The organism is Verrucomicrobiia bacterium (assembly GCA_035489575.1).
Lineage (GTDB): Bacteria > Patescibacteriota > Saccharimonadia > Saccharimonadales > JAGQNK01 > DATHJY01.
In genome coordinates this window covers 1-21,919 of sequence record DATHJY010000010.1, presented here as the reverse complement: position 1 = coordinate 21,919, position 21,919 = coordinate 1, and the positions used below count along the sequence as shown (strand labels likewise).

Below are 21,919 nucleotides of genomic sequence, written 5' to 3'. Positions count from 1 at the left end.
GTACAACGAATGCCATCCGCGAAGGCCCTTGAGAAAAGTGCCCAGAAACAAATCTATCCGGAGCATCTTTGCATCCACCAGCTGTTCGAGCAGCAGGTGCAGCGAACGCCCGATGCTATTGCTATTGCTGGCGCCCAGAACCAATACACCTACGCACAGTTGAACGCCCAGGCGAACCAGCTTGCCCGCTACCTGCAGAGTCGTGGTGTTGGCCCAGAGACAGTGGTGGGGTGTTATTTGACCCGTTCGTCTGCAATTGTCCTGTACATGCTAGCAATCTTGAAAGCTGGCGGTATATATTTGCTTTTGGATCCGCATTTGCCCGCCCGTCGACTGCACTACCTGGTTGAAAATGCCGGGCCTCTCCTGATACTGGCCGATGCATCGCTACCCGCCTCGGTCCAGAAGATAGCCCCGGACGTCATCCTGGTAGACGAAGTCCAAAAGAGCCTGCACACATTAGAGACGTCTAATGTCAGCAGCCAGGTACAACCACAAAACGCCGCCTACATTGCCTACACATCGGGATCTACCGGCCGGCCAAAAGGCGTTATTATCACACACCAGGCCACCGTAAACCATTCGTATGACTTTGCCAAACGGTTTCGGCTGACACCCCGCGACCGCGTGCCACTGATGGCTCCCATTGCTTTTGACATGGCCACCGAAGAAATCATCCCACCGCTCATGGCCGGCTGCACACTTGTGGTATCTGCCTCGCAGCACACCGACATGCCGGCCTTTACCGCAGAGATCATAAAAGAGGGCTACACCATCCTGAATGTTCCCGCCCCATTGTGGCGCAACTGGACAGAGTATCTGGTAGATTACCAGCTTGCCGTGCCACCCAGCTTGCGCTTGGTTATAGTCGGAAGCGACAAAATATACACCAAGCACTTTTTGGAATGGAAAGGCCTAGAGGGCACCAGCGACGTGGCGTGGGTAGCAGCATACGGTACCACCGAAACTACCGTGACCTCCACTTTTTACACTACCGCCCACCAGGACGATCTAAGCCAAGAGCCAACCATTCCCATTGGCAAACCTATTGCCAACACTACGCTATACGCCCTGGATGATGACGGCCAGCCGGTTCAGCCAGGAGAGATTGGCGAACTGTACATTGGCGGTCACGGCCTGGCCCGCGGCTACCACAAACTAGACGACACCACCCGCGACCGTTTTTTGCCAAACCCCTTTTCTGATGAACCCGACGCCCGTATGTACAAGACGGGCGACCAAGCCCGTATGTGGCCAGACGGCACCGTCGTCTGCCTGGGCCGCAAAGATCTGCAGGTCAAGCTGAACGGCCTCAGGATTGAACTAGGCGAGATAGAAGCCATACTGGCAGAACACCCAGCTGTTGACGAAGCTGTGGTAGTGTTGCGCCACACTGCTGACGGAAAAGATGATCACCTAGTGGCATTTGTAACCCTTCGGTCTGGCCACGACTTTGGACCCGAGCACCTGCAAACATTCGCATCCGACCGTTTGCATCGCCACATGGTTCCGCGGCACTTTGTGCGCCTGGTCGACCTACCCGTTGCGGCCACTGGCAAGCTCGACCGCAAGACACTTGAAGGCTATACTAAAGACGAAATGATTACCTATGTCTGATGTCGCTATTCTAGCTATTTTGTGTGGTTTTGCGGCAGCAGTGGCGTGGGGCATTTGTGATTTCTGGGCTGCCAAAGCTACACGAGCCGTTGGGCCCGCCACGTCCGTTATCGTCGTCAATGGCATTGGTCTTTTGGCCTTTGCCCTCTTTTATTTCTTGTCCGGGCACAACCAAAATCTCATGCGCTCAGACATGTGGTACGCCGTAGGTGGTGGTATCGCTCAGGGCATAGGCCTCATCAGCTTTTTCCAGGCACTCAAGGTTGGGCCTGTCAGCCTGGTCAGTCCGCTCAGTAGCGCCTATCCTCTCATTACAACCATATTGCTGCTGATGTTTTTCCATGGCAGTCTTTCGCCGCGACAAATCATTGGCGTAGCGGTTGTAACACTAGGCGTATTGGCAGCAAGTGAACTGTTCAACATAAAGAATAGCGACAGGCGCCTGGGCCGCGGACCCGCCCTAGCCCTGCTGACTGCCAGCGCCTGGGGACTGGCCTATGTGCTTATGTCGCAAGCCCTGCATGACATAAGCTGGCAGACCGCTTCGCTGGTACAGATTAGCTGTATCTTTGTCACCTGCGCGGTGCTTGCACCAATTGTAAAAGGCAGCGAGAAAATACTTACCCGCGCCAGCCTGCACAGCCTGAAAAACCCATACATTATTGGCGCTGGGGTTTTGCAGATGTTTGGTATGGTCATCATAAACGTTGGTATCGAACAAGATGCTAACCTGGCGCCCGTGGTTGCCGCAGTGTCAGCCTGCTATCCCGTACTGACCATTCTGTTAGCTCTCAAACATCTCAAAGAGGACTTCAAGCTGGTTCCCATCTGTGGTGCAATTGTCACTATCGCCGGCGTCATTATCTTGTCGCTTGGCTAAGGAATGCTATCATATCAAACTGAGTAGCAAGCACCTAAAACTGCTACACTAGCTTAAAGCCCAAACTTAAAGGAGACATACAATGAGCACCCTACTAGCACATAATGGCCAGAGTCACGAAGAGGCAGGCTCGTCAGCCACTGGCGACAGCCATCAAGACGAAGGTCACGTACAAGCCAGCACAACTCAGCCAGAAGCCACACCAACAGCTAGTTCCAGTAACTTGCCACTGGTGGGAGGCATTGTTGTTGTAGCCGTGGTTGCCGCAGTCATAGCCTGGGTGCTACTGAACCGCAAGAAAGCTTCAGTTGCTGTCGAAGATTCTTCTAACGAGGAGTAATCTTAATCCTATCAAAGGTCTCTCGAGCTTCTTCGAAGGTTATTTTGGGTGTCTCGAAGTGGTCAGCCATCATGTACACACCAACCCACTTCTGGTAGATCCAGGCACGCTCTAAGAAGGTGTCGTCCTGGGGGCCAGTATATTGATCAAACACAGCTTTAACAAACGCTGCGCCATATTCGTAGAGTTCGGCAAAATCTACCGCCGGGTCGCCGATACACATGTCGTTAAAGCCAATAACACCCAGCTTGCGGTTCTTGGCGTCCCACAGCAAATGGCGACTATATACATCGTTGTGTATAAACACCTGCGGCAATTTTTGGACAACCAATTCGTCAACTTCGACAATGATTTCTTCTACCAACGCAAAGTCTTTGGCCGACAGTGCTTGTTTTAGATTGGTAGCTGCCTGTTGCTTCAGGGCTTTTTGGTCTTCTTCTAGGTACGAACTACTCACTTCCCTAAAAATAGACTGAGCCAGGTCCTGAGTATGGATAGCCGACAAAAAGCCGGCCAGTTGTTTTACAATTTCCTTGTAATCCCCCCGGGGCAGTGTTTGTAAGTAGGGTGCCAGCAACTGCTCTCCGGGCACCAGTGCGTAGCCTGCAAAATTTTTATTGACCGGCACATAAGTATAGTCAGGCACCCTGACGGGCACCCGGTCTTTCAGATACCCAAGAATGCTAATCTCAGACTTGAGCTTATTGGTGTATTCCTCGTCGTCTGGAAATCGAAATACCAGCTGTTCGTCCAAGATCAAAACCTCATGATCCCACCCTTCGTCAATATACCGATACGATTGCCACGTAAGCCCCGGATACGCAGCCGTAAGCATAGCGAACAAACGGGCTACTTTGGGCGGCATCTTCTGCGACTGCTTGGTCATAGAGCAATCATAGAACACCCAGTGACGTCATACCAGCATAAACCATATATAAGACAATGAAACTGGTATATCATAAAGACGGAGGCAGTAATGAAAGAGGGTGAAAACAACTCCGTACTTGCGGTTCCCGAGGTTTTACCGCCCGGCCTTTTTCCCCTATTAGAGACTGAAGACACCGATAAATACCTGACCACGAACTTCAATCACGCCAACCATACACTCGAAGATCTGGGTGACTACGGTGCATTTATGGTTACGCTTGCTTTATGGTCGGCATCAGAGACAGGACGCATAGACCTTGCCCCCACCGCCCGTGACTTTAGGGAAATGTACAAGGCGGGGTACGGCCCAAGCTACTACCGCCTTCAGCAGTATGGGGGCGTTGCAGCCGTGCGGCGACAGCTGGGATATTACCCAGAGGACTTTCGACCGGAGCAATCTGAACTGCTGGACCGCTTCAGGTGGATGGCACAGCATGCACTGCAACCACCCTTAGACATAGCACCCGAGACTCCCAAGAAACTTAATCAAGTCATACAATGGGGAGCCGATCGCAGCCTCCTTCCATCCAGGACCATAACACTTGACGTTCTGGGGAGTGCCCGGGGAGAGGTGCAAAGACTTTTTGGCCTAGAGACACGCGTTCTTCGCAACCAGTATACCCATAATGATGTATATCGCTTTGGGGCGCATGTTATCAGAGAAAATAATGGTCCACTCACTCGTGACAAGATGAACAAGAAATATCGTAACTATTTCCGGGCGCATCCGGGAAATGTCATCGTTGCTTTCTTTGGAAGCATTACAAAATTCTGGCTAAAGTTCGACCGACTGCCATTTGCTCACGGCTTGACCGATCAAGAACTAGTTACTGTAGGTATTAGACACGCCATCAAGTCTGGCACGCCCTACATGTCCGCAAGCGTGCTGAGAACCCTCTCTAAAAAACAAGAGTTCACTCAAGCACCCATAGACCGAGGCCTCAAAGCCTACCGTGCAGCCGTCGAAGCTGGATATGATATCTATCTTGATGCACGCAATCGCTATACTCAGTCAGGAATTACACCCGAGGTCTTTCAGGCCGCCTGCCGAAAGTTCGAGCCCACGCCAGCCTTCGAATACGGACTCTGGGAAAACTTCAACACGCTACACAGACTATCCAGCAAAACCAGGCCCGCCATCTTTGCTCTAAAAGCTATACAGCATGGATTCGACCTAGAGCATGACGACATCTTTGCGCGCCAACACAGAGCCCTAGAGAGAGCTCTGCATGACCTGGACATAACAGGAAACGACAGAAAGTTTGTATATGATCTTATCCCCCGAATAGACGCCAACGAGATGCTTGCCCTGAGGCTACCACTGGCCAGCTAGGCAGTACGCCGCTTGTCGTTTAAAATAGAAGCATAAATGGAGGAGTATACATGTTAAAAGATTCACACGCATTTAGTGGCTTTTCGGTCAACGACCAGAAGGCTGCCAAAGATTTTTATAGCAACGTACTAGGTGTAGATGCCGTAGAGGACGACATGGGCTTGACCCTAAAGTTAGCCGGTGGCACCAAGATTTTTGTATATCCTAAAGAAAACCACACGCCCGCCAGTTTCACCATCCTGAACTTTCCAGTGGATAACATCGACAAAGCCGTAGAAGAGCTAAAAGCCAAAGGTGTGACCTTTGAGCGATACGACGATTTTCCCTTCGAGCAAGACGAAAAAGACATCGCGCGCGGCCTAGCTGCCAATCAAGGGCCAGACATTGCCTGGTTCAAGGACCCTGCCGGGAACATCCTCAGCGTATTGCAAGAAAAATAGCATCTGCAGACTAGTTCTGCTCTTCCGCAAAAGCTTCTAAAAAGTTTTGGGCTTGCTGTTGTTCCGTCATGGTCCGCTGCATAGAAGCTTCTATGCCAGCCAATAGTTTGATCAGGATATTGTCGGCCACAAGCAGTGGAGGTATCTGGGCCCGGGACGCTGCTACATGTTCCATAACCACGTCGCACAAGGCGGGTAACGTTTTATTCCAAAACTTTTTCTGCATACGGTTGACCAGCTTATCCACGGCGTAATCGCCGGATTGAATACGTAGGTCTCGTAAAATAGCAGCCACCACAAAGCTGACATGCCCCGCCCGAAAATCTTGCTCCCAATCATGCAGATCGTCACTGATTTGCCGGGCAATCAGATACTGCCTGAGCGCCCGCTCCAGCCCCCGGCTGGCGCGGCTCTGCGGAGACTCACCCCCGGCAATCAAAATGGCCAGTGGCGTTAGCGTGTGACCCAGCGATCTCTCTGCCAGCTGCATGCGACGCGCGTAGGACGGCAGTGATCCTAACGTGATAGTGCCGTTGCTTTTTTTGAGCCGACAATGAGTCACCTCCCACGTATTAGCCGCATCTATCGCGTCAAAGGTCTGGGCTACAATCTGCTGAAAAGCAGGCTGGGGCATAGCCCGCCGAAAGTGAGCGAGCGAACCACGCAGAGCAACATTTGCCGTCGACAACAGAACCGGCTGGCCCTCGTCATCCAAAAAATCATCGTATATGGTGTACGCCACCCATCCATACAGATTAGCCGCGCAGAGTGAAAGCAGCTGCGTGTGTTTGAGCGTGGGCTGGCGCGGCAACGACTGTATGAAAAAGTATGGCAACAGTACAATCTCGTGGTTTGTGTCGTGTTCTACCAAGCGATTCATAAAGTGCAATGACTGATGACGCAAATCGCCATTGAGTCTACTCAGCTCGGACTTGACTGTATGCAACACTGCCTTATGGAGTCGCTGGGCACGAGGATTCAACGAACTCCGGCGGTGCCTGGTTGGCGCTGGTGGCATAGCCGCCATAATAGCCAGAGCTTCTAGCACCAGAGCAGTTGTAAGTACCTCTGCGCCATGGTAATGAGTTGTATTATTTTGGTGAGGATCAATACAAAAAGCTTCGGCGCGCCACGAGCCATTGGCACGCTGAGTTGAAAGCAAAAAAGCCTGGGCACGCTGCAGGTTAAGGTCTGGGTTAAGGTTCCTGAGCGCACTCACCGCCAAGGCAGTTTGCAAGGGCGTCCCCCAGTGCCCGTCTACCTGCCCTTCCAACACGATTTGCTCCAAACGCTTAGAAGCCGAGCCACTGTAGGCACGGGCAATATAGTAGGCCACCGGATATGGTGACGGATAGTAGGGCGACGATAACTGTCCCGTAATAACCGCTTGGTACAAAAAATCTGCCAGCCGCGGCAAAGGGCTCCCGATGCGCTTTAGAAAGTAAGCCACATTGGCATTCACCGCCACATCTACATCGCGCCACACCGCAGGGCTATCGGCCCGCACCAGCCAGGTACGGTAAGGACCGCCAATTGCAACTTCGGTCCCCATCAATAGCCTTACCACATGAGCCAAAGCAGTGGCATCCAAAAGAGTGGGATCATAAGTATGCAGGGCAGCCAGAGCACAAAAAGTGTCGTCCAAATCATCCGGGTACGGCAAGCTGGAGCGCTCTGGGGCACCTACCGCCCAATAGTTGAATGACCAATGGGGACTTCGCTGTGCCGCTAAAAACCCAGACAGCTTTTCGGAAACAGCATGGCTCTCGGGGGTCGACAATGCCTGAAGAGCTTGCAATATAAGGGCCGGCACAAAAGTGGTTTGGTAAGGCTTGGCCTTTTTGAACGGTGACATAGTGGGGCTCGAAAACCCTACAAAGCCACCGTCTTTTTGCTGCATTGACGCCACATAAGCTACCCCCCTCTGAAGGGCCGCTTGCGTAGCAGCTGAATTCACGTCTTTTTAAGTGGTAAGTCTACGGTAAATGTTGTTCCGTCCGCCCGACTACTGTTTGCCGATATGCCCCCACCAAAGCCCCGCTCGGCAATTTCCTTGGCCATAAACAGGCCCAATCCCATCCCACTTTTCTTTGTTGAATAAAATGGCTCGAATAAATGATTCTTCTTGCTAGCAGGCAGACCTTTGCCAAAGTCTGTTACCTGCACTAGCAGTCGCTTCTGTGATGTCTCTACCGTCACAATGGTTTTACGCTGCCCTACGGGTGCATCGCCAGAAGCGTCTATACCATTGCCAATAATATTGGTTAGCATCTGCTTGAACCGCATTTCGTCGCCGTGCAAATGGATCGTCTCTAGTCGTTTGCCCTCCACCACCAGATCGACATCTTGCTGCTGGGCGCGATATGACAAGATTTCCATGACCTCATCTAGCGACGTATGGACAGCAAAGCGCTGCACGGACGCCTGACCATGCAATTGTTGGCGTGTTTTTTGGACAGAGTTGTCAATATACCGAATGGTACGCTTGATGCGCCCCAGTATTTGCGAGTTACTCTCGCCCTCTAGTCCTTCAATATCCAGCGAAATAGTGCTGAGATGATTAGCAAGATCATGCAACAGAGCAGTACTTACCAGCCCCAGCTCTGCGAACCTATATACTTGCTGGATCTGCTCCAGCTGAACGGCCTGAAGCTTTTTAGTCCGCCGCTCTACTTTTATTTCCAGTAAATCTTTTTGTCGACGCAACGCTGCCTCGGACCGCTCGGCCCGCTCCAGCGACCGCTCTATGCGGCCATTAAACAGCCAACAAACAGTCGCGATTAGTCCAAAAGTAGCACCAAATACCACTACGTCACCGGCCGAAGGCGGTGATTGCTTCCAGCGAATATTTGGATCGGTCAGGTACAGCCCGCCCAGCAACACCAGAATATTTAAAAGAGCTGCGTACAAGGCATAGGGTGACCCCAGTAGAATGCCACTCAAAATAATCACAAAGGCCGCCATGAGTATCCCTTGGGGTATCTGGATACTCCAGGACAAGATCATGCTAACAAAAATAAGAAAATACAGGCTGACGAATAAGTTAGACGCAATCCTGTAGTGGCCGTGGCGCGACAGGAGATACAAACTATATATAAAGACCGTCACGCCCAAGCACAGCCAGAGACGAACCTGTGTAAAAGACCGGTCAATTGTAAAGAGGTTGACAACCAAAATACTCACCGCTCCAAATGCTAACAGCAGGGTCCCAAGCAACAAGATGTTCAGGGTGATTTCGCGACTCTGAGCTTCGGCCGTTTTAGACCGTGGCGCGACAAATCTAGTATAGAGTCTCCGGAGCGACATGATATATGTAATTATTATACCTATATTAAAAACTGGACACGAATAAAGTGTCCAGTTTTTCGTAAATAAGTAGGTTGACGGCTAAGATTCAGCTATGCCATTCCAGGGTGTGGCTACTTCAGCCCCTTCGATCAAACCTGCTTCTACCGCTGCTTTGCTGCGTGCAGCTGGATCTGTCAAGATCCGCGTTATCGTGGTTTGCATAATTGTGGTGCTCCTTTGTTTACCCTCACCTCATTATATACCCAAAACCATAAACGGTTTCGATTAATGGAGTTTTAAAGGGACGATCTACTTTATCACGCAGATGCTTCATGTGCACATCTACTGTATTGCTGGACGCCGGGGTGTCGCTTTCCCATACGTGGTCCAGAATCATCTTTCGGGTAATCACCCGACCCTTGTTACGCATAAGGTACTCCAAGATATCAAACTCTTTACGGCGGAGTTTTATGTTTTGGTCTTCGCGCTGGACAGAGCGCGTGGTTAGGTCAAGCGTTAGATCTTTAAACACAGGACGGGCTGTAGAAAACTGCAACGCACCACGCCGCAGCAGGACTTGCAGCCGAGCCCGCAGCTCTGGCGCCTGGAAGGGTTTGGTCAAGAAGTCGTCGGCCCCCGCGTCTAGTAGCTCTACTTTGGTCGTGGTTTCCTTAGAGGCGGTCAGTATGAGAATAGGAGTTTCTACTCCACCTGCCCTGAGTTTGCTACAGACCTTCAGGCCATTGCCATCAGGCAAGTGGAGATCCAGGATAATAAGATCAAAGTGCTTTGTCTCTGCCTGATGCAAGCCATCTGCTGCTGTGTGCGCAGTGTGCACCACGAAGGATTTGCCCAAGTAGCTCTTTAGGCTGCTGGCCAGTAGTCGGTTGTCCTCGATAATCAGTAATTTCATAAGGTTGCTTGGAGTTGTTTATACCTACCTGCAATGTGAATACCCAGCTTCCACTACAGATTCTCATCTGATTTTTTGTTTTCAGACGCTGCCATACGGACGCGACTGAAAGCGAAAAACAGAGAAAAAGTGGTAGGCCTTGGCATTCTAGCATGCGGGTAGATGTGAATGAACTCTTACGTAATCATATATGCAATTGATCAAACTATTAAAAACAACTGGGGACAACTTAACCAGTTTTTAATAATCACCTCTCATACTGAATACAAGCGAAGCTTAACAGAGGAGTATTTCGTGAAAGGATTATCGCAGGCAACAACCCTGCCAAATTCAACAGCTATCGAGCCTACGCCTTTACTTCAAGAATATCGCTGTGACTGTGGCAAATTGCTTTTCAAGGGGCTGCTGGTCAAAGGAATTGTCGAAGTAAAGTGCAAGCGCTGCCAAGACATTAAACGCGTATCTCTTTAGGTCCGTTGTAGTTTTTCGTTTTTTTATACGTCGAACCGGCGTTTGATTGACGTGCTTAACTAATAGTTGTTATATTTATACTGTTCATACCCCGAAGAGTTGCTACGGCGACTCCAAGGTAGAGCACCTCAAGCACATTGCTTGATAGCACAAAGACAATTCATGTACGAAATGACGAGTCCTGCTGCTGTATATATTAGAGTGCCGTATACCTTTTCCGTATCGACCTTAGCGTCGATACGTTTTATCCTTCGGCCCTCGCTACAGCTACAGTGCCGTCTTTCGTGTAAAAGGACCGGAAGGACGAACCATGGCCCTAGGCAGCATCTACAGACAGACACCCCCACATCGGATAAGTATCCTTCATAGTCGGGCAGCTCGTAATATTATGGAATTTCGCGAAAATATTGTGCGTGAGTATGGGCTCTGCTCACCGGAATGGCTGGTGTTGGGTTTTGTGGCTAGTACAACGCCTACAGGAGGGGTGAAGGTGGGCGATATCGCCAGCGAACTAGACGTCCAATCTACCTATGTGACCGGTACTTTACGAAAACTGGAAAGTAAAGAACTTATAAAACTGCAAGCCGGTCCAGCAGATCGCCGAGTACGCATGATTACGGTGACCAAAAAAGGTGCTGCCGTGTTTGAGGCGCTGGAAGCGGAATTTGTTAAGCAAATCGACAGTGCACTGGGCGATGCTGGTGAAGCGGTAGTTCGTAACTATCTAGACGTCTTGCAGGTCATTTCTGCTGCACACCACAAAGCTACTCTCTAACATACCCTCATAACCACGCTAGTATAGCGCTCATGCTTTGTAATATAATCTAGATTATATATGCATAAATATTCAAGCGTGTGGGGAAGGCTGTGGCCCCATAAGGTATTGCCTATTGTGGGCATAGTCCTTATGGCAAGCTCGGTGGCTCTGTTATGGGTCGACGCTGTTCGACAGCCCTACATACCAGCTGGTTTCTCTTATAGTGCTGATGTTGTTGGCACGGACAGCTACTACGACCTAGTCAATCAGCGCTTTAGCGGCGAACGATACTCTCAGGTGCAACTCAGCTATGTATCAGCCGGCGAAGATAAAGGTGTTGCCACTATTCAGAATGTCTTACGTGCAGTTACTATTACCGGCGATCCAGTAGCAATCATAAGCCAGCAGCGAAACATAAACCGCTCGTCTGGGAAAAGTCTAGAGCAGGCAGACCCTTCCAAGCCAGAGTATTTGTTTGCGCCACGAAACCTCAAAAAGGGTCAGCCTTTCACCTTCCGGCACGTTACTTATGACGCTCCAGCTGTCATGCACTACACTGGCCAAGAGGAACTGTTCGGCCTGACCGTCTATCACTATGAGACGCAGTACGAAACAGTGGGTCGGCTAGAACAAAAAAATACCGCCACCGGGACCCTGCCACCTGGCCAGGGCATGGAGTACGAGCCCCGCGTACAGGTATGGGTAGAACCCGTCAGCGGCTGGTTGGTAAAGCTTAACGACGACACCACCACCTATACCTACGATAAAGAATCAGGCAAACGCCTCCAGGTGTTTAACCATTTTGTCAGCCAGTTTACCGACGAAAGCGTGAAACAACATGTAGACTATGCCAAATCGCTAAAACGCCAGCAAGTATTTGCTCGCCAGACCGGACCAGTACTGCTGATTATGGCAGCATTTGTCGTAGTACTACTGGTGACTTTGCGCCATTTCAGAGGTGCCCGACTGCCCGTCTATGTGCCCTTGGGCATCGTAGGGGTGACGGTAACCTCTATTTTGGCCGGGTGGGCGCTGCAAGCGCATCCATTGGTGACAGTCCTGTTTGCGGATGTTAGTATCAATCCACTGTCCTGCATTTGTTTTGGATTGGCGGTCAGCTGTATGGCGCTATTGAACTGGCCATCACGCAATAACACCTCTCTGTTCTTGGCAGGCTTGCTGGTTATTTTTGCCAGCCTGCAGATGCTTGGCAAGGTAAATGCCGTGCCTTTCAGCCTAGACTTGACGCTGTTTCGGACAGAAGTTGAAGAGCTCAGCCAGACTATCCCTAGCCGGATGACCCTATTCAGTGCCTTTGCCTTTTTGCTACTGGGTCTGGCCCTGGCCCGAGTGGCACTGAGCAGAAAGGCAACGTCTGTCAGGTTTGCCCTGTTCTTGGGCGGGGTTGTCACCACCATGGGAGCCACTGGTTTGTGCATACGCTTGTTGCAGCTGGATAAAGTTTTGGGGCTCAGCCTGGTTGAATCAATATCCGGATTTGTGTCTGTGTTGCTTATAGTCTGTGGATTTACCTTCTTGCAGATTCTGCAGCGTATAAACGGCCTCAAGCCCACTATCCATACCACATTGCTTCTGCTAATACGGCCAGCGCTGGCCACCCTGCCGTTGATTTTGCTACTAGTGGTTGCCCAGCTACAACAAAATGCCGTGGGACAAAAATTGCAGGCACGCTTTGACGAGCAAACACTGCGCCTGCAAACCGCCATGAGCAGCGAGGCAAAAATCCGCAGCAACGCATTAACAGGTGCAGTAGCCTTGTTTAACGCGTCTTATGCCGTGGAACAAAACGAGTGGAGCAGCTACGTCCAGGCGCTGGACATAGCCAAGAATTACCCGGACATACTGGGCGTTGGCTACGCAAAGGCAGTGCCGGCTTCTCAGGTGGCAGCTTTTACTGCCCAGACCAGACAGACCTATCCGGACTACACTATTTTCCCGACAGGCAGCCGACCCTTTTATGTGCCGCTCCTGTATACCGAACCCCTGACGCCAACCAGTCGAAAAGCCGTTGGCCTGGACCTATTCAGCGAGACCGTCCGCCACGAAGTCATAGAAAGAGCACGCGACAGTGGCGTGCCCAGCATATCGGGCAAAATAGTAGCCGAAGGTGTTATTAACAAGGACACCAATGTCGGCTTTGTTATGGCTGCGCCTCAATACCGCAGCCGCCCGCCAACCACGACCACCGAGCAACGCCGCCAAAACTTTGACGGAGTTGTGGTGGCCGGTTTTGATATGAAAGCTTTCATGGAGAAGGCCCTACAAAAAGAATCACCCTCTATAGATGTGCAGGTATACAGTGGCCTAGGCGTCAATGGCGACAGTCAACTGTATGACCGATATCTGGACGTAGAGATGTTCGCCCTGTATCAAAAACCACGTCTGACCAAGAGCACGGTGATCTACGTAGAAAACCACCCGTGGACTATTCGCTACAAGGCTCTGCCGGCGTTTCGACTGGGCGCTACTGAAGAACGAGCACCGATGACTATCTTATTGGGTGGAACTGCGATATATTTCTTCTTACTAATCACGCTATACCCGCAGCTCGCCAAGCACAGCCGTGTCCTTTTAGATAAACGGCTTAAGAAGCGGGACTAGCGGTAGGAAATGTCATGATAACTCTCGCCGATGTACTGATCTTGCTTATTCTGGCATGTGGGGCATTTTTGGGCATGCGTTATGGGTTTATAAAGCAACTGGCTATATCTCTTGGCATGGTGCTGGGACTTTTTGCAATTGCCTTTGTGTACGGAAAGCTAGCTTTTCTGAGTGAAAGCTCTGCAATACGAACTATCATATTGGGGATATTGGTTCTGGGCATAGCCTTCCTGTGTTTCGATGCCTGTCTGCTACTGGGCACCTGGATCCGAAAGCGCATATGGGCAAAGTCCCATCCCGTAAGCGTCCTAGAGCAATCTGGCGGCGCTATTGTGGCTGTTGTTGCCACTGCTGTAGTGATTTGGCTAGGCACGGCGATCTTTGCGCCCAGTCTGCCGTCGATGGCAGAGCGCCAGATTGATAACTCGAAACTGCTGAGTGCTATAAATAAGCTGGCAAGTGTGCCAGGTATCTTCAAAAACACTGCCCACCTGTTGGATCCCTTTAGCTCGCCGGATGTCTTTGTAGGGGACGAACCCCAGTTTGACACGGCCGACAACGCGGTCAGCCAGCAATTTAATGACCTAGACGGGGCTGTGCAGCGCGCAAAAAACGCTACGGTTAAAGTCAATGCGTGGGGCTGCGGCTCGACCAGCCTGGGCAGCGGCTTTTTGGTTGGCAAACGTCTGATAGCTACCAATGCTCACGTCATAGCGGGGGCCAATCGCATGTCTATCCAAGATCAGACTGGTACCCACGTAGCTCAAGCTGTCTGGTTTGACCCTAGCCTGGACTTGGCCATCCTACGGACAGCGTCAGATCTATCTGCAGCCCCGCTGAGCCTCCAGACAAAAGCTTACCCTCCGGGTAGTGTCTCGGCGTTGGTGGGTTACCCCAATGGCCAGCTAACCAGCCAGGACGCCACTATCATGCAGTATCTCAGCGCCAGTGGCTTTGATATCTATGGCAAGACAAAAACGCTGCGCAAGGTCTATGCCATCCGCTCAAGCCTAGGACCTGGCAACTCTGGCGGTCCGCTTATCAACAGCGAGGGGCAAGTTATTGGCATGGTGTTTGGCCATTCTGCCTCACAGAACAAGACCGGGTATGTTATTGTTGCCGACCAGCTTACGGGCGGCATTGCCGTAGCATCTAAGCAAGCCACTCAGGTTGCAACCGGAAGTTGTACCGGAAGCTAAAAATCCGCCCCGGGATGAACAAGGGCGGGTTTTTAGAGGGGGTTACTTTACTTACTGTCTGATAACACTGGTGATCAGACCGGTGCCAAGCAGATTCTTTGTGCTGACCGTTGAGGTGCCGTCGCTGAACTCACAAGTTTGAATGATCAAGTTCTGCGTGCAGCCAACCTGCACACCCAGTGAATTGGCCAGGGTCTTGGCGTCGTCTATGGTGTCACCGGCGTTTACTTGCGCCAACAATGTCTCTAGGACTCCCGGCTGGTTGGTAGTAGGTGTAGCTGGGTTTGTTGTGGTTGTATTGTTGGTAGTGCTAGTTGTGCTTGTACCTTCACGAGTAGTACCAGTGTTGCTGGTAGTGCCCGTGTTGGTGCCGGTGCGAGTATTGGTCCCAGTACCCCCACCACCGTTAGCGGCACCCGCCGCTCCATCGGCACCCTGAAGCGAGTCAAGATTGCTGCTGATTGGGGTGGTTGTTTTGTCCTTGCGGAGACCCTTTGTCCAATCAGTTGCGTAACCCAGGAGCAAAAGCAGCAGCAAAATGACGATCAGGGCTGCAATGATACCCCGTTTCATCCACATCTGGCTTTTCTTCAGTTTTTTGATTTTTTCTTTTTGTCTGGTTTCTGCCTGAATGATACTGGCCATGCGAAAGATCCTTTTTTATTTGTTGTTTATATAACGATTATTATGTATTGTTCATAATAAATCAATAATTCTTGTGGTAATTTAACAGGTTTATAATTGTTGCTTTGTTTGCCTAAGTAGAGTTTGGTATATAAGATTAAAGCAACAAGATAAATCACTTGGGGGTGAGCTACGACCATGAAGAGGCTCACGAGGCATGAGAAAAAAGTGCATGCCGCAAGAATAATCTGTACCTTGGCCGCCGTCTTGATTAGTGGACTCCTGCTGATTGCTCTGGCACCCGATAACCGGCTGGTCGTTCTGGACGATGCCCGGACAGCCTTGGATTCACAAAGGATCCCCAACAAGACCATTACCAACAACGACATAGCCGACAACACCATCTCGATAAACAACCTGGACACCAACTTGCAAAGTCTGGTTACTACCAACATAAATAATCGCACAACAAACCAGACAACAACGACGGCCGCACCCCAGCCACAACCTGCACCACTAATTGACCTAGGTGCTGCAGGGAGCGTTGTCGACTTACTGGGAGCGACCGTCAATGGACTCGTCGGTGAACTGAACGGCCTTGTCGTTGGAACCATAGATATCCTGGATGGCACCATTGGGGTCATAGACCTTTCGACCGACTTGCTGACCGATCTGCAGGGCGGTATTGGCACCATAACATCTGGGTCAATCCTGGATGGCACCATCGGCACTATTGATATTGCCGGGCAGGCTATCACCAGTGGCCTCCTAGCTAACAATGCCGTAGGCAGCAGCCAGATTGTCGACGGAGCCATCGGCACCCTAGATATTGCAACAAATTCCATCACATCTGGATTGATCGCCGATGGCACTATCGATGCCACTGATATCCTAACGAACACCATCACCTCGCTTCAGTTGACTGATGGCGGCATTGGTGGTGCCGATATTGCCAGCGGAGCTATCACAAATGGGCTTCTAGCCGGAGATGCTATTTCTGGGGACAAGATAGCAGATGGAGCAATCGGCACGCTGGACATTGCTGGCAACGCCATCACTACAGGGTTGCTGGCGGCCAATTCAGTCAGCGGAGCCAAGATATTGGACGGAGCTATTGGCGCGGTTGATATTGCCACAGACGCAATCACCTCTGCACTTATTTCGGACAGCAGTATCACCGGCACGGACATTGCCAGCGGCACACTGGGGACAGCAAATATCGCCAGCGGTGCGATAACTTCCACGTTAATCGCCGATGGTGATATAACCACGGGCGATATTGCTAACGGGGCCATCACCAACGGCCTACTAGCCAACAATGTTGTAAATGGCACCAAAATCCTAGACGGTGCCATTGGCACTATCGATATCGCAACTAGTGCTATCACCACGGGGCTGATTGCCGATGGCACTATATCTGGTGGTGATATCGCCAGCAGTGCGATTAACACCGCCCAGATAGCCGGCAATGCAATAACCACAGCGCTCATTGCTGATGGCACGGTTGCTACGGGTGACATAGCTAGCAGTGCCATCACCAACACGCTGCTGGCCGACAACTCTATAGGCAGTAGCAAGATCCTCGACGGAGCCATTGGTTCCGGTGACATTGCCGATGGTACCCTAGCCACCATAGATATTGCGACAAGCGCCATCACCAGTGGCCTGATCGCCGATGACACCATTTCTACAGCTGACATCGCCAGTGGAGCTGTGGGCACCGTAGACATTGCCGGCAGCGCTATCACTTCCGCCCTCATAGCTGATGGCGTCGTAGCCAGTGGTGACATTGCCGATGGTACGGTGGCAACCGGCGATATTGCCAGTAGTGCAATTACAACCGCCCTGATTGCCGACGGTACTATTGCCACGGGTGACATAGCCAACAATGCTATTACCAATACCCTGCTGGCGGGCGACTCGGTCACCAGCGCCAAGATTGTTGATGGCGCTATCGGCACCCTAGACATCACGACCGATGCTATCACATCCAGCCTCATCCTTGACGGAGCCATCACCAGCCTAGACATCACCAATGCTACCATTGCTACAACAGACATTGCTGACAATGCTATTACCAACAGCTTGATTGCCGACGGCACTATCAGCACCAACGACATTGCTAACAACGCTATCACCGCCACGCTTCTGGCTGACAACTCTATAACTGCCGCCAAGATAGTCGATGGCACTATTGCTACAGGTGACATAGCCAACAATGCTATCACCAATACACTGCTGGCCAGCGGAGCAGTCCGCACCTCCAACCTCACTACCGCCGCCAACAAAAAAACCGTGTCTATTCAGATTGGCAATGTACTGTCCGTCTTGGGCGATTTTGAGAGGCCCGTATTCATCGCGCCCACCAGTGGCACCATTACCAAGGTCACCTTTACTGACGCCGCTGGGATCAGCGCCTCTATTGGCAAAGGCACTATATCTGTGGAACGTCGAACTGCTCCGGCCGCTACCGTCGCGTCAGTTGCTATGAACGGCATTTCTTTAAATGCTTTTGTGCCTAGCTCACCCAGCGTTGTGGGCGGCCAAAACTTCAGTGCTGGCGATGTCTACAGTTTTTTGTATGACGGCAATATATCGGCGGTCAGTTTCACCGGCTTCTTGATTACGATAGAATACACAGCTACCGACTAACGGGCCGAGCTCGATGCCGGCTGGACCTCGCTTTTGTCAGCAAAGCGCAGCATGTCTATAACTTTGTGGGTTGATGGACGGTAAACCACCAAGCGCTTGGCATCATTGTATATCAGCAAAATATCTTGGTTATCCACGCTGGCCGCCAGTACTTTGTTGCTCAGTTTGTCTTTGTCAGCGATGGTCACCATAGTGGGTTTTTCGTCTGGCAGCTGCACGGTGCGTCTGACGTCGCGCAGCAGCGCTGCCTCGTCTACCTTGCCTTTAGCCTGAGCGCCCTGATATTTTTTGTAGAAAAACGCACTGCTGCCTGCTGCCAGCACAAACAATATGCCCAGCAGCAACAGGGCACCTTTTTGTAACGAACGTTTTCTCTTCGGAACAGGCTGGTCCTCGCTCATAAACATCCCCCGGTAATTATGAAGCTTACTTATATAAGCGTAACACTCTTTTGATCATTTGGTCATTGCTATACTGGATCCATGGACAAGTCTCTGAAAGAACGTATTGCTTACGTCAAACAAATGCTCGCAACCGGACGACATGCAGCTATGGCTACGGTCAATGCTGATGGATCCCCACATAATTCACCCTTTTACCTCATCACAGACGACAATCTGCAACACCTGTATTTCGGATCGCACCCGCAGTCTATGCACGTCCAGAATGTCTTGCGAACTGGCCAGCTGTTTGTGGTCATGTACGACCTCATGCGGGGCGGTGGCTTATACATACAGGCCGATCATGGCCACCAGCTAGAGGGCGACGAACTCGTGCAAGCCTTGGCAGCTCATAACAAGCGAAACCAGCGAAACAACAAACCCATCATAGATCTCAGCTACTACCAAGAAGATGCCAATCCTCAGCGCATGTATGGTGCCGATATCACTAAAATGTGGGTTAACTGGGCACAGCGTGACGCAGATGGCTTGATCGTTCGCGACTATCGTCATGAAGTCTCCGCCAAAGAACTCACAGGAGATCATGCATGATATACGTTGCCTTGCTGCGTGGCATAAATGTCGGCGGCAAAAACAAGGTAGAAATGAAGCGGCTCAAAGAGACCTTTGAGCGTATTGGTACAACGGACGTTGTTACCTATATCAACTCTGGCAATATTATCTTTAAAGACACCACACACACGCCCAAACAACTGGTGACGCTGCTAGAAAAAGCTATTGCCGAAGACTTTGGCTTTGCGGTCAAAGTACTCATTCGTGACAAAGATAACATCAAGATGGTGGCCAAGGCCCTGTCAGACAAGTGGGTCAACGACGCCACCATGAAATGCGACGTACTGTTTTTGTGGGAAGACTTTGATACAAAAGAAGTGCTAGACCTGCTGACCATCAAACCAGATATAGATGACGTCAAATACGTGCCAGGCGCCGTCCTGTGGCGCGTAGACCGGCCCAATGTAACCAGAAGTGGCCTGATGAAGATCTTTGGTACAGAGGTGTACGCTCACGTAACCATTCGCAACTGCAATACCGCCCGCAAGCTAGCAACTCTTATGAATTCGTAATATCGTCACCCCTGTTACGTATATTGACTTTTTAACGTATTTATGCTAATATACTAATACTTCAGTAGCGCTGGGAAACCACCTCTGAAGTACCTTAATAGCTCTCTGTTAACCCATGTTGCTACCTCTGTTGATGGTTGGAGATAATTATGCGAATTTTTCGTGTATTTACCCCCAACCATCGACCATAGCCCGATCGCAAGATCACGACCAAGGAGTACGGATGTCTTCCGTCATACTGTACACGCTCTACCTCATCGGCCTCAAGAAGCAGGCCGTCGACCTCGCAATCAAGTGGCTTGCCACTCTGCCGATCGAGTCGAAGAAGTACCGCACCGGCGATGCGTTCATCAACTGGCAGAAGAAGTACCCGATCTGCGAGTACTGCACCTGGCCGATGTACCCGAGCGACTCGCATGAGTACTGCGACGAGCAGTTGCAGGACGCTGCCCAGCGGGCTGCCGATGAGCTGCTCTGTCAGAGCTGCTGGGACAAGCCCGCGGTCAAGGATCGCCGCTGTCAGCCCTGCTGGGACTTCGACTTCCTATGTCGCGAAGGGTGCGGCAAGCCGGACTCCGAGTGCGACGGCAACTGCTACGCCGCCACACTGTGCGACGCCACCGACTTCTGGACCGAAGCACACTACGACGGTTGGGACTACCCGGACGATGATGAGATCGACGACGCGAGTCGGCACGAGATCGAGCACGGCCGGCGCCACGAGATGTACAACAGCTAGGTCGCAGTAGCGGCATAACAGAGAGCTGCCAGGTGGTGGGAAAAAGGAAGAGCCTGAGGCTCAACCCCAAACCCGCCACCTGGACAGTTCCCAAGAACACAAACCCCACCCCCGTAAATGCTCAGGGTTGGACCCTAAGCATCAAGGTTTTGTGTTTTTAGGAACTATCCAGGACATCTTGCTAGCATAGCCACCCTGTGTACTTCCTCTATATATCTTTTCTATACAAGCTTCAGGCTGTTAAGCGAGCATTTAGCGGTCAATACCTTCGTACAAATTTAAAGATCTGCGCTATCCGCGGGGACAAAAATGAGTACACAAAGATATACCGAGATATTGACAGCAAGTACACGAAAGGTATACAATTGATACATGAGTAAAGCAACTACAAAATCCACGAGTATGAATATCCGACTCGATGAAGAAACCCGCTACAAACTGCAAATCTTTGCTGACAAACTTGGCATACCAGCCACCACTTTAGCAGCCGCCAACATCAAGCAGATGTTGCGCGCCGGTGAAGTACGGCTTACTACTACGCTGGAGCCTACGCCTCACTTGGAAAAAATCATGCGCCAGGCTGACGTCGACATCAAAGCAGGCAAGAATATATCAAAAGCCTACGACAATGCTGATGATTTTTTCAGTGACCTAGATAAAAATATCTAAAAAGCATGAAAATACGCCGCCATAAGTCGTTTGAAAAAGACTACTTAAAGCTGAAGCCAGCCCAACGGGAACGCCTTAAAAAAGCCTTCGTACTTTTTATAACCGACCCAATGCATCCTGATTTATACAATCACCCACTGAGCGGCAAGTGGACAGGCTATCGCTCAATTACTTTTGGTGGCGACTGGCGAACGCACTACAAAGTGGTTGATGGCGAAGCTCTTTTTGTGGCGTGTGGAACGCATAGCCAACTATATAAGTAACCTGAATCACGAAACTCCACCCCTGTCTAGAGGTCCGACCTCTTTAGTCTGTGGTGTTTTGGAGTTTCGTGATTCAGGTTATAAGTAGGTGCTGAAGATACTTTAGGCTCACATAATGATATGTTCCATGCATGTAGCAATTTGGAATTCAATTGCCAAAATAGAACCATGTGGCGTTAAAGTGTAGTTTCGCATTACTGGTAACTGCTCACACCCTCCAAAACAGAGGTGTAAATATCAGCACAAGGCCAGTGCTTGAAGTTGCTCAATCTGTTGGCTTTTATGCGTATTAACTCCTTTACTGCCAATCAACAGATACGGGGAGGCAGTGAGCAGTTACCATTACTGACCTGAATCCCGAAACTCACTAACAGATACAAAACTCACTTAAAATCTAAGAATTTATGGTCATCAATCCTAGCATCTACACCTCAGAGCTAGCACAGACAGGTACCCTTCCGGGTCTAAGATTGGTTAAATAACAGTTTGAGGAGGTTTCGGGATTCAGGTAGGTTTACTGGTCCACCCACTAAACATATAAGACACTTGTATCAAGTGTAGCATCTGCAAAGCCGTCTAGGCTTTGCAGATATTCAACGGGCGTCAGCATGCGGAGCATGCTGTGTGGCCGGTAGAAGTTGTAGTCAAGGCAGTCTTCAA

22 protein-coding genes are annotated in these 21,919 nt (G+C 50.7%); 15 read left to right on the top strand and 7 right to left on the bottom strand.

Annotated elements, in window-relative coordinates:
* Nucleotides 1–9 precede the first annotated feature (9 nt).
* The 3 genes from VK694_04360 (at nt 10) to VK694_04350 (ending at nt 2,837) form a co-directional block, all read left to right on the top strand.
* The gene (locus VK694_04360; protein ID HTE57951.1) at nt 10–1,617 is read left to right on the top strand and encodes an amino acid adenylation domain-containing protein; all 1,608 of its coding nucleotides are present in this window, start codon (nt 10–12) and stop codon (nt 1,615–1,617) included.
* The gene (locus VK694_04355; protein HTE57950.1) at nt 1,610–2,497 is read left to right on the top strand and encodes an EamA family transporter; all 888 of its coding nucleotides are present in this window, start codon (nt 1,610–1,612) and stop codon (nt 2,495–2,497) included. Before VK694_04360 ends, VK694_04355 begins: the two co-directional genes overlap by 8 nt.
* 82 nt (nt 2,498–2,579) lie before the next feature.
* Nucleotides 2,580–2,837 (top strand): hypothetical protein, encoded by a 258-nt coding sequence (locus VK694_04350; protein ID HTE57949.1) that lies wholly within the window; start codon nt 2,580–2,582, stop codon nt 2,835–2,837.
* On the opposite strand, the gene VK694_04345 is transcribed toward VK694_04350, so the two are convergent.
* The gene (locus VK694_04345) at nt 2,824–3,723 is read right to left on the bottom strand and encodes an aminoglycoside phosphotransferase family protein (GenBank protein ID HTE57948.1); all 900 of its coding nucleotides are present in this window, start codon (nt 3,721–3,723) and stop codon (nt 2,824–2,826) included. The two genes, VK694_04350 and VK694_04345, sit on opposite strands and share 14 nt — an antisense overlap.
* 90 nt (nt 3,724–3,813) lie before the next feature.
* On the opposite strand from VK694_04345, the gene VK694_04340 reads away from it, so the two are divergent.
* Nucleotides 3,814–5,097 carry a hypothetical protein gene (locus tag VK694_04340; protein ID HTE57947.1) on the top strand — a complete coding sequence of 428 codons (1,284 nt, stop codon included), beginning with the start codon at nt 3,814–3,816 and terminating at the stop codon, nt 5,095–5,097.
* Nucleotides 5,098–5,147: 50 nt separating this feature from the next.
* Nucleotides 5,148–5,537 (top strand): VOC family protein, encoded by a 390-nt coding sequence (locus tag VK694_04335; protein HTE57946.1) that lies wholly within the window; start codon nt 5,148–5,150, stop codon nt 5,535–5,537.
* A gap of 10 nt (nt 5,538–5,547) precedes the next feature.
* Here VK694_04335 and VK694_04330 read toward each other — a convergent pair whose 3' ends face one another.
* From VK694_04330 to VK694_04315, 4 genes are all read right to left on the bottom strand, one after another.
* On the bottom strand, nt 5,548–7,437 hold the full coding sequence (locus VK694_04330; protein HTE57945.1) for a hypothetical protein: 1,890 nt from the start codon (nt 7,435–7,437) through the stop codon (nt 5,548–5,550).
* A gap of 53 nt (nt 7,438–7,490) precedes the next feature.
* Entirely contained in the window at nt 7,491–8,843 is a 1,353-nt protein-coding gene (locus tag VK694_04325) for a HAMP domain-containing sensor histidine kinase (protein ID HTE57944.1), read from the bottom strand.
* A gap of 81 nt (nt 8,844–8,924) precedes the next feature.
* Entirely contained in the window at nt 8,925–9,047 is a 123-nt protein-coding gene (locus tag VK694_04320; protein HTE57943.1) for a hypothetical protein, read from the bottom strand.
* A 25-nt stretch (nt 9,048–9,072) separates the two neighbouring features.
* Nucleotides 9,073–9,738, bottom strand: a complete 666-nt coding sequence (locus VK694_04315; protein ID HTE57942.1) for a response regulator transcription factor — start codon at nt 9,736–9,738, stop codon at nt 9,073–9,075.
* A 168-nt stretch (nt 9,739–9,906) separates the two neighbouring features.
* On the opposite strand from VK694_04315, the gene VK694_04310 reads away from it, so the two are divergent.
* The 4 genes from VK694_04310 to VK694_04295 all read left to right on the top strand — a co-directional run bounded on the left by VK694_04310 (nt 9,907) and on the right by VK694_04295 (nt 14,787).
* Nucleotides 9,907–10,209 (top strand): hypothetical protein, encoded by a 303-nt coding sequence (locus tag VK694_04310; protein ID HTE57941.1) that lies wholly within the window; start codon nt 9,907–9,909, stop codon nt 10,207–10,209.
* Nucleotides 10,210–10,597: 388 nt separating this feature from the next.
* The gene (locus VK694_04305; GenBank protein ID HTE57940.1) at nt 10,598–10,984 is read left to right on the top strand and encodes a MarR family transcriptional regulator; all 387 of its coding nucleotides are present in this window, start codon (nt 10,598–10,600) and stop codon (nt 10,982–10,984) included.
* A 60-nt stretch (nt 10,985–11,044) separates the two neighbouring features.
* Entirely contained in the window at nt 11,045–13,588 is a 2,544-nt protein-coding gene (locus tag VK694_04300) for a porin PorA family protein (GenBank protein HTE57939.1), read from the top strand.
* A gap of 14 nt (nt 13,589–13,602) precedes the next feature.
* The gene (locus tag VK694_04295; protein HTE57938.1) at nt 13,603–14,787 is read left to right on the top strand and encodes a MarP family serine protease; all 1,185 of its coding nucleotides are present in this window, start codon (nt 13,603–13,605) and stop codon (nt 14,785–14,787) included.
* A gap of 51 nt (nt 14,788–14,838) precedes the next feature.
* Here the strand turns inward: VK694_04295 and VK694_04290 are convergent, their stop codons facing one another.
* A complete protein-coding gene (locus tag VK694_04290) occupies nt 14,839–15,432 on the bottom strand; it encodes a hypothetical protein (GenBank protein ID HTE57937.1) in 594 nt (197 codons plus the stop codon).
* Between the two features lie 177 nt (nt 15,433–15,609).
* Between VK694_04290 and VK694_04285 the strand changes: the two genes are divergently transcribed.
* On the top strand, nt 15,610–18,063 hold the full coding sequence (locus VK694_04285) for a hypothetical protein (protein ID HTE57936.1): 2,454 nt from the start codon (nt 15,610–15,612) through the stop codon (nt 18,061–18,063).
* On the opposite strand, the gene VK694_04280 is transcribed toward VK694_04285, so the two are convergent.
* The gene (locus VK694_04280; protein HTE57935.1) at nt 18,060–18,464 is read right to left on the bottom strand and encodes a hypothetical protein; all 405 of its coding nucleotides are present in this window, start codon (nt 18,462–18,464) and stop codon (nt 18,060–18,062) included. The genes VK694_04285 and VK694_04280 overlap by 4 nt on opposite strands.
* A gap of 81 nt (nt 18,465–18,545) precedes the next feature.
* Between VK694_04280 and VK694_04275 the strand changes: the two genes are divergently transcribed.
* The 5 genes from VK694_04275 to VK694_04255 all read left to right on the top strand — a co-directional run bounded on the left by VK694_04275 (nt 18,546) and on the right by VK694_04255 (nt 21,259).
* The gene (locus VK694_04275) at nt 18,546–19,055 is read left to right on the top strand and encodes a pyridoxamine 5'-phosphate oxidase family protein (GenBank protein ID HTE57934.1); all 510 of its coding nucleotides are present in this window, start codon (nt 18,546–18,548) and stop codon (nt 19,053–19,055) included.
* Complete coding sequence (locus tag VK694_04270) at nt 19,052–19,588, top strand: DUF1697 domain-containing protein (protein HTE57933.1); 537 nt, start codon at nt 19,052–19,054, stop codon at nt 19,586–19,588. The genes VK694_04275 and VK694_04270 overlap by 4 nt, the downstream gene beginning before the upstream one ends.
* 223 nt (nt 19,589–19,811) lie before the next feature.
* Nucleotides 19,812–20,327, top strand: coding sequence for a hypothetical protein (locus tag VK694_04265; GenBank protein ID HTE57932.1), 516 nt, complete (start codon nt 19,812–19,814; stop codon nt 20,325–20,327).
* Nucleotides 20,328–20,699: 372 nt separating this feature from the next.
* Nucleotides 20,700–20,996, top strand: coding sequence for a hypothetical protein (locus VK694_04260; GenBank protein HTE57931.1), 297 nt, complete (start codon nt 20,700–20,702; stop codon nt 20,994–20,996).
* 5 nt (nt 20,997–21,001) lie between these two features.
* On the top strand, nt 21,002–21,259 hold the full coding sequence (locus VK694_04255) for a type II toxin-antitoxin system mRNA interferase toxin, RelE/StbE family (GenBank protein HTE57930.1): 258 nt from the start codon (nt 21,002–21,004) through the stop codon (nt 21,257–21,259).
* The last annotated feature ends 660 nt before the right edge of the window (nt 21,260–21,919 follow it).

Coding starts and splice junctions, on each gene's coding strand:
- VK694_04360 (HTE57951.1), top strand. CDS start 10: ATGCCATCCGCGAAGGCCCTTGAGAAAAGTGCCCAGAAACAAATCTAT.
- VK694_04355 (HTE57950.1), top strand. CDS start 1,610: ATGTCTGATGTCGCTATTCTAGCTATTTTGTGTGGTTTTGCGGCAGCA.
- VK694_04350 (HTE57949.1), top strand. CDS start 2,580: ATGAGCACCCTACTAGCACATAATGGCCAGAGTCACGAAGAGGCAGGC.
- VK694_04345 (HTE57948.1), bottom strand. CDS start 3,723: ATGACCAAGCAGTCGCAGAAGATGCCGCCCAAAGTAGCCCGTTTGTTC.
- VK694_04340 (HTE57947.1), top strand. CDS start 3,814: ATGAAAGAGGGTGAAAACAACTCCGTACTTGCGGTTCCCGAGGTTTTA.
- VK694_04335 (HTE57946.1), top strand. CDS start 5,148: ATGTTAAAAGATTCACACGCATTTAGTGGCTTTTCGGTCAACGACCAG.
- VK694_04330 (HTE57945.1), bottom strand. CDS start 7,437: ATGCAGCAAAAAGACGGTGGCTTTGTAGGGTTTTCGAGCCCCACTATG.
- VK694_04325 (HTE57944.1), bottom strand. CDS start 8,843: ATGTCGCTCCGGAGACTCTATACTAGATTTGTCGCGCCACGGTCTAAA.
- VK694_04320 (HTE57943.1), bottom strand. CDS start 9,047: ATGCAAACCACGATAACGCGGATCTTGACAGATCCAGCTGCACGCAGC.
- VK694_04315 (HTE57942.1), bottom strand. CDS start 9,738: ATGAAATTACTGATTATCGAGGACAACCGACTACTGGCCAGCAGCCTA.
- VK694_04310 (HTE57941.1), top strand. CDS start 9,907: ATGAACTCTTACGTAATCATATATGCAATTGATCAAACTATTAAAAAC.
- VK694_04305 (HTE57940.1), top strand. CDS start 10,598: ATGGAATTTCGCGAAAATATTGTGCGTGAGTATGGGCTCTGCTCACCG.
- VK694_04300 (HTE57939.1), top strand. CDS start 11,045: ATGCATAAATATTCAAGCGTGTGGGGAAGGCTGTGGCCCCATAAGGTA.
- VK694_04295 (HTE57938.1), top strand. CDS start 13,603: ATGATAACTCTCGCCGATGTACTGATCTTGCTTATTCTGGCATGTGGG.
- VK694_04290 (HTE57937.1), bottom strand. CDS start 15,432: ATGGCCAGTATCATTCAGGCAGAAACCAGACAAAAAGAAAAAATCAAA.
- VK694_04285 (HTE57936.1), top strand. CDS start 15,610: ATGAAGAGGCTCACGAGGCATGAGAAAAAAGTGCATGCCGCAAGAATA.
- VK694_04280 (HTE57935.1), bottom strand. CDS start 18,464: ATGAGCGAGGACCAGCCTGTTCCGAAGAGAAAACGTTCGTTACAAAAA.
- VK694_04275 (HTE57934.1), top strand. CDS start 18,546: ATGGACAAGTCTCTGAAAGAACGTATTGCTTACGTCAAACAAATGCTC.
- VK694_04270 (HTE57933.1), top strand. CDS start 19,052: ATGATATACGTTGCCTTGCTGCGTGGCATAAATGTCGGCGGCAAAAAC.
- VK694_04265 (HTE57932.1), top strand. CDS start 19,812: ATGTCTTCCGTCATACTGTACACGCTCTACCTCATCGGCCTCAAGAAG.
- VK694_04260 (HTE57931.1), top strand. CDS start 20,700: ATGAGTAAAGCAACTACAAAATCCACGAGTATGAATATCCGACTCGAT.
- VK694_04255 (HTE57930.1), top strand. CDS start 21,002: ATGAAAATACGCCGCCATAAGTCGTTTGAAAAAGACTACTTAAAGCTG.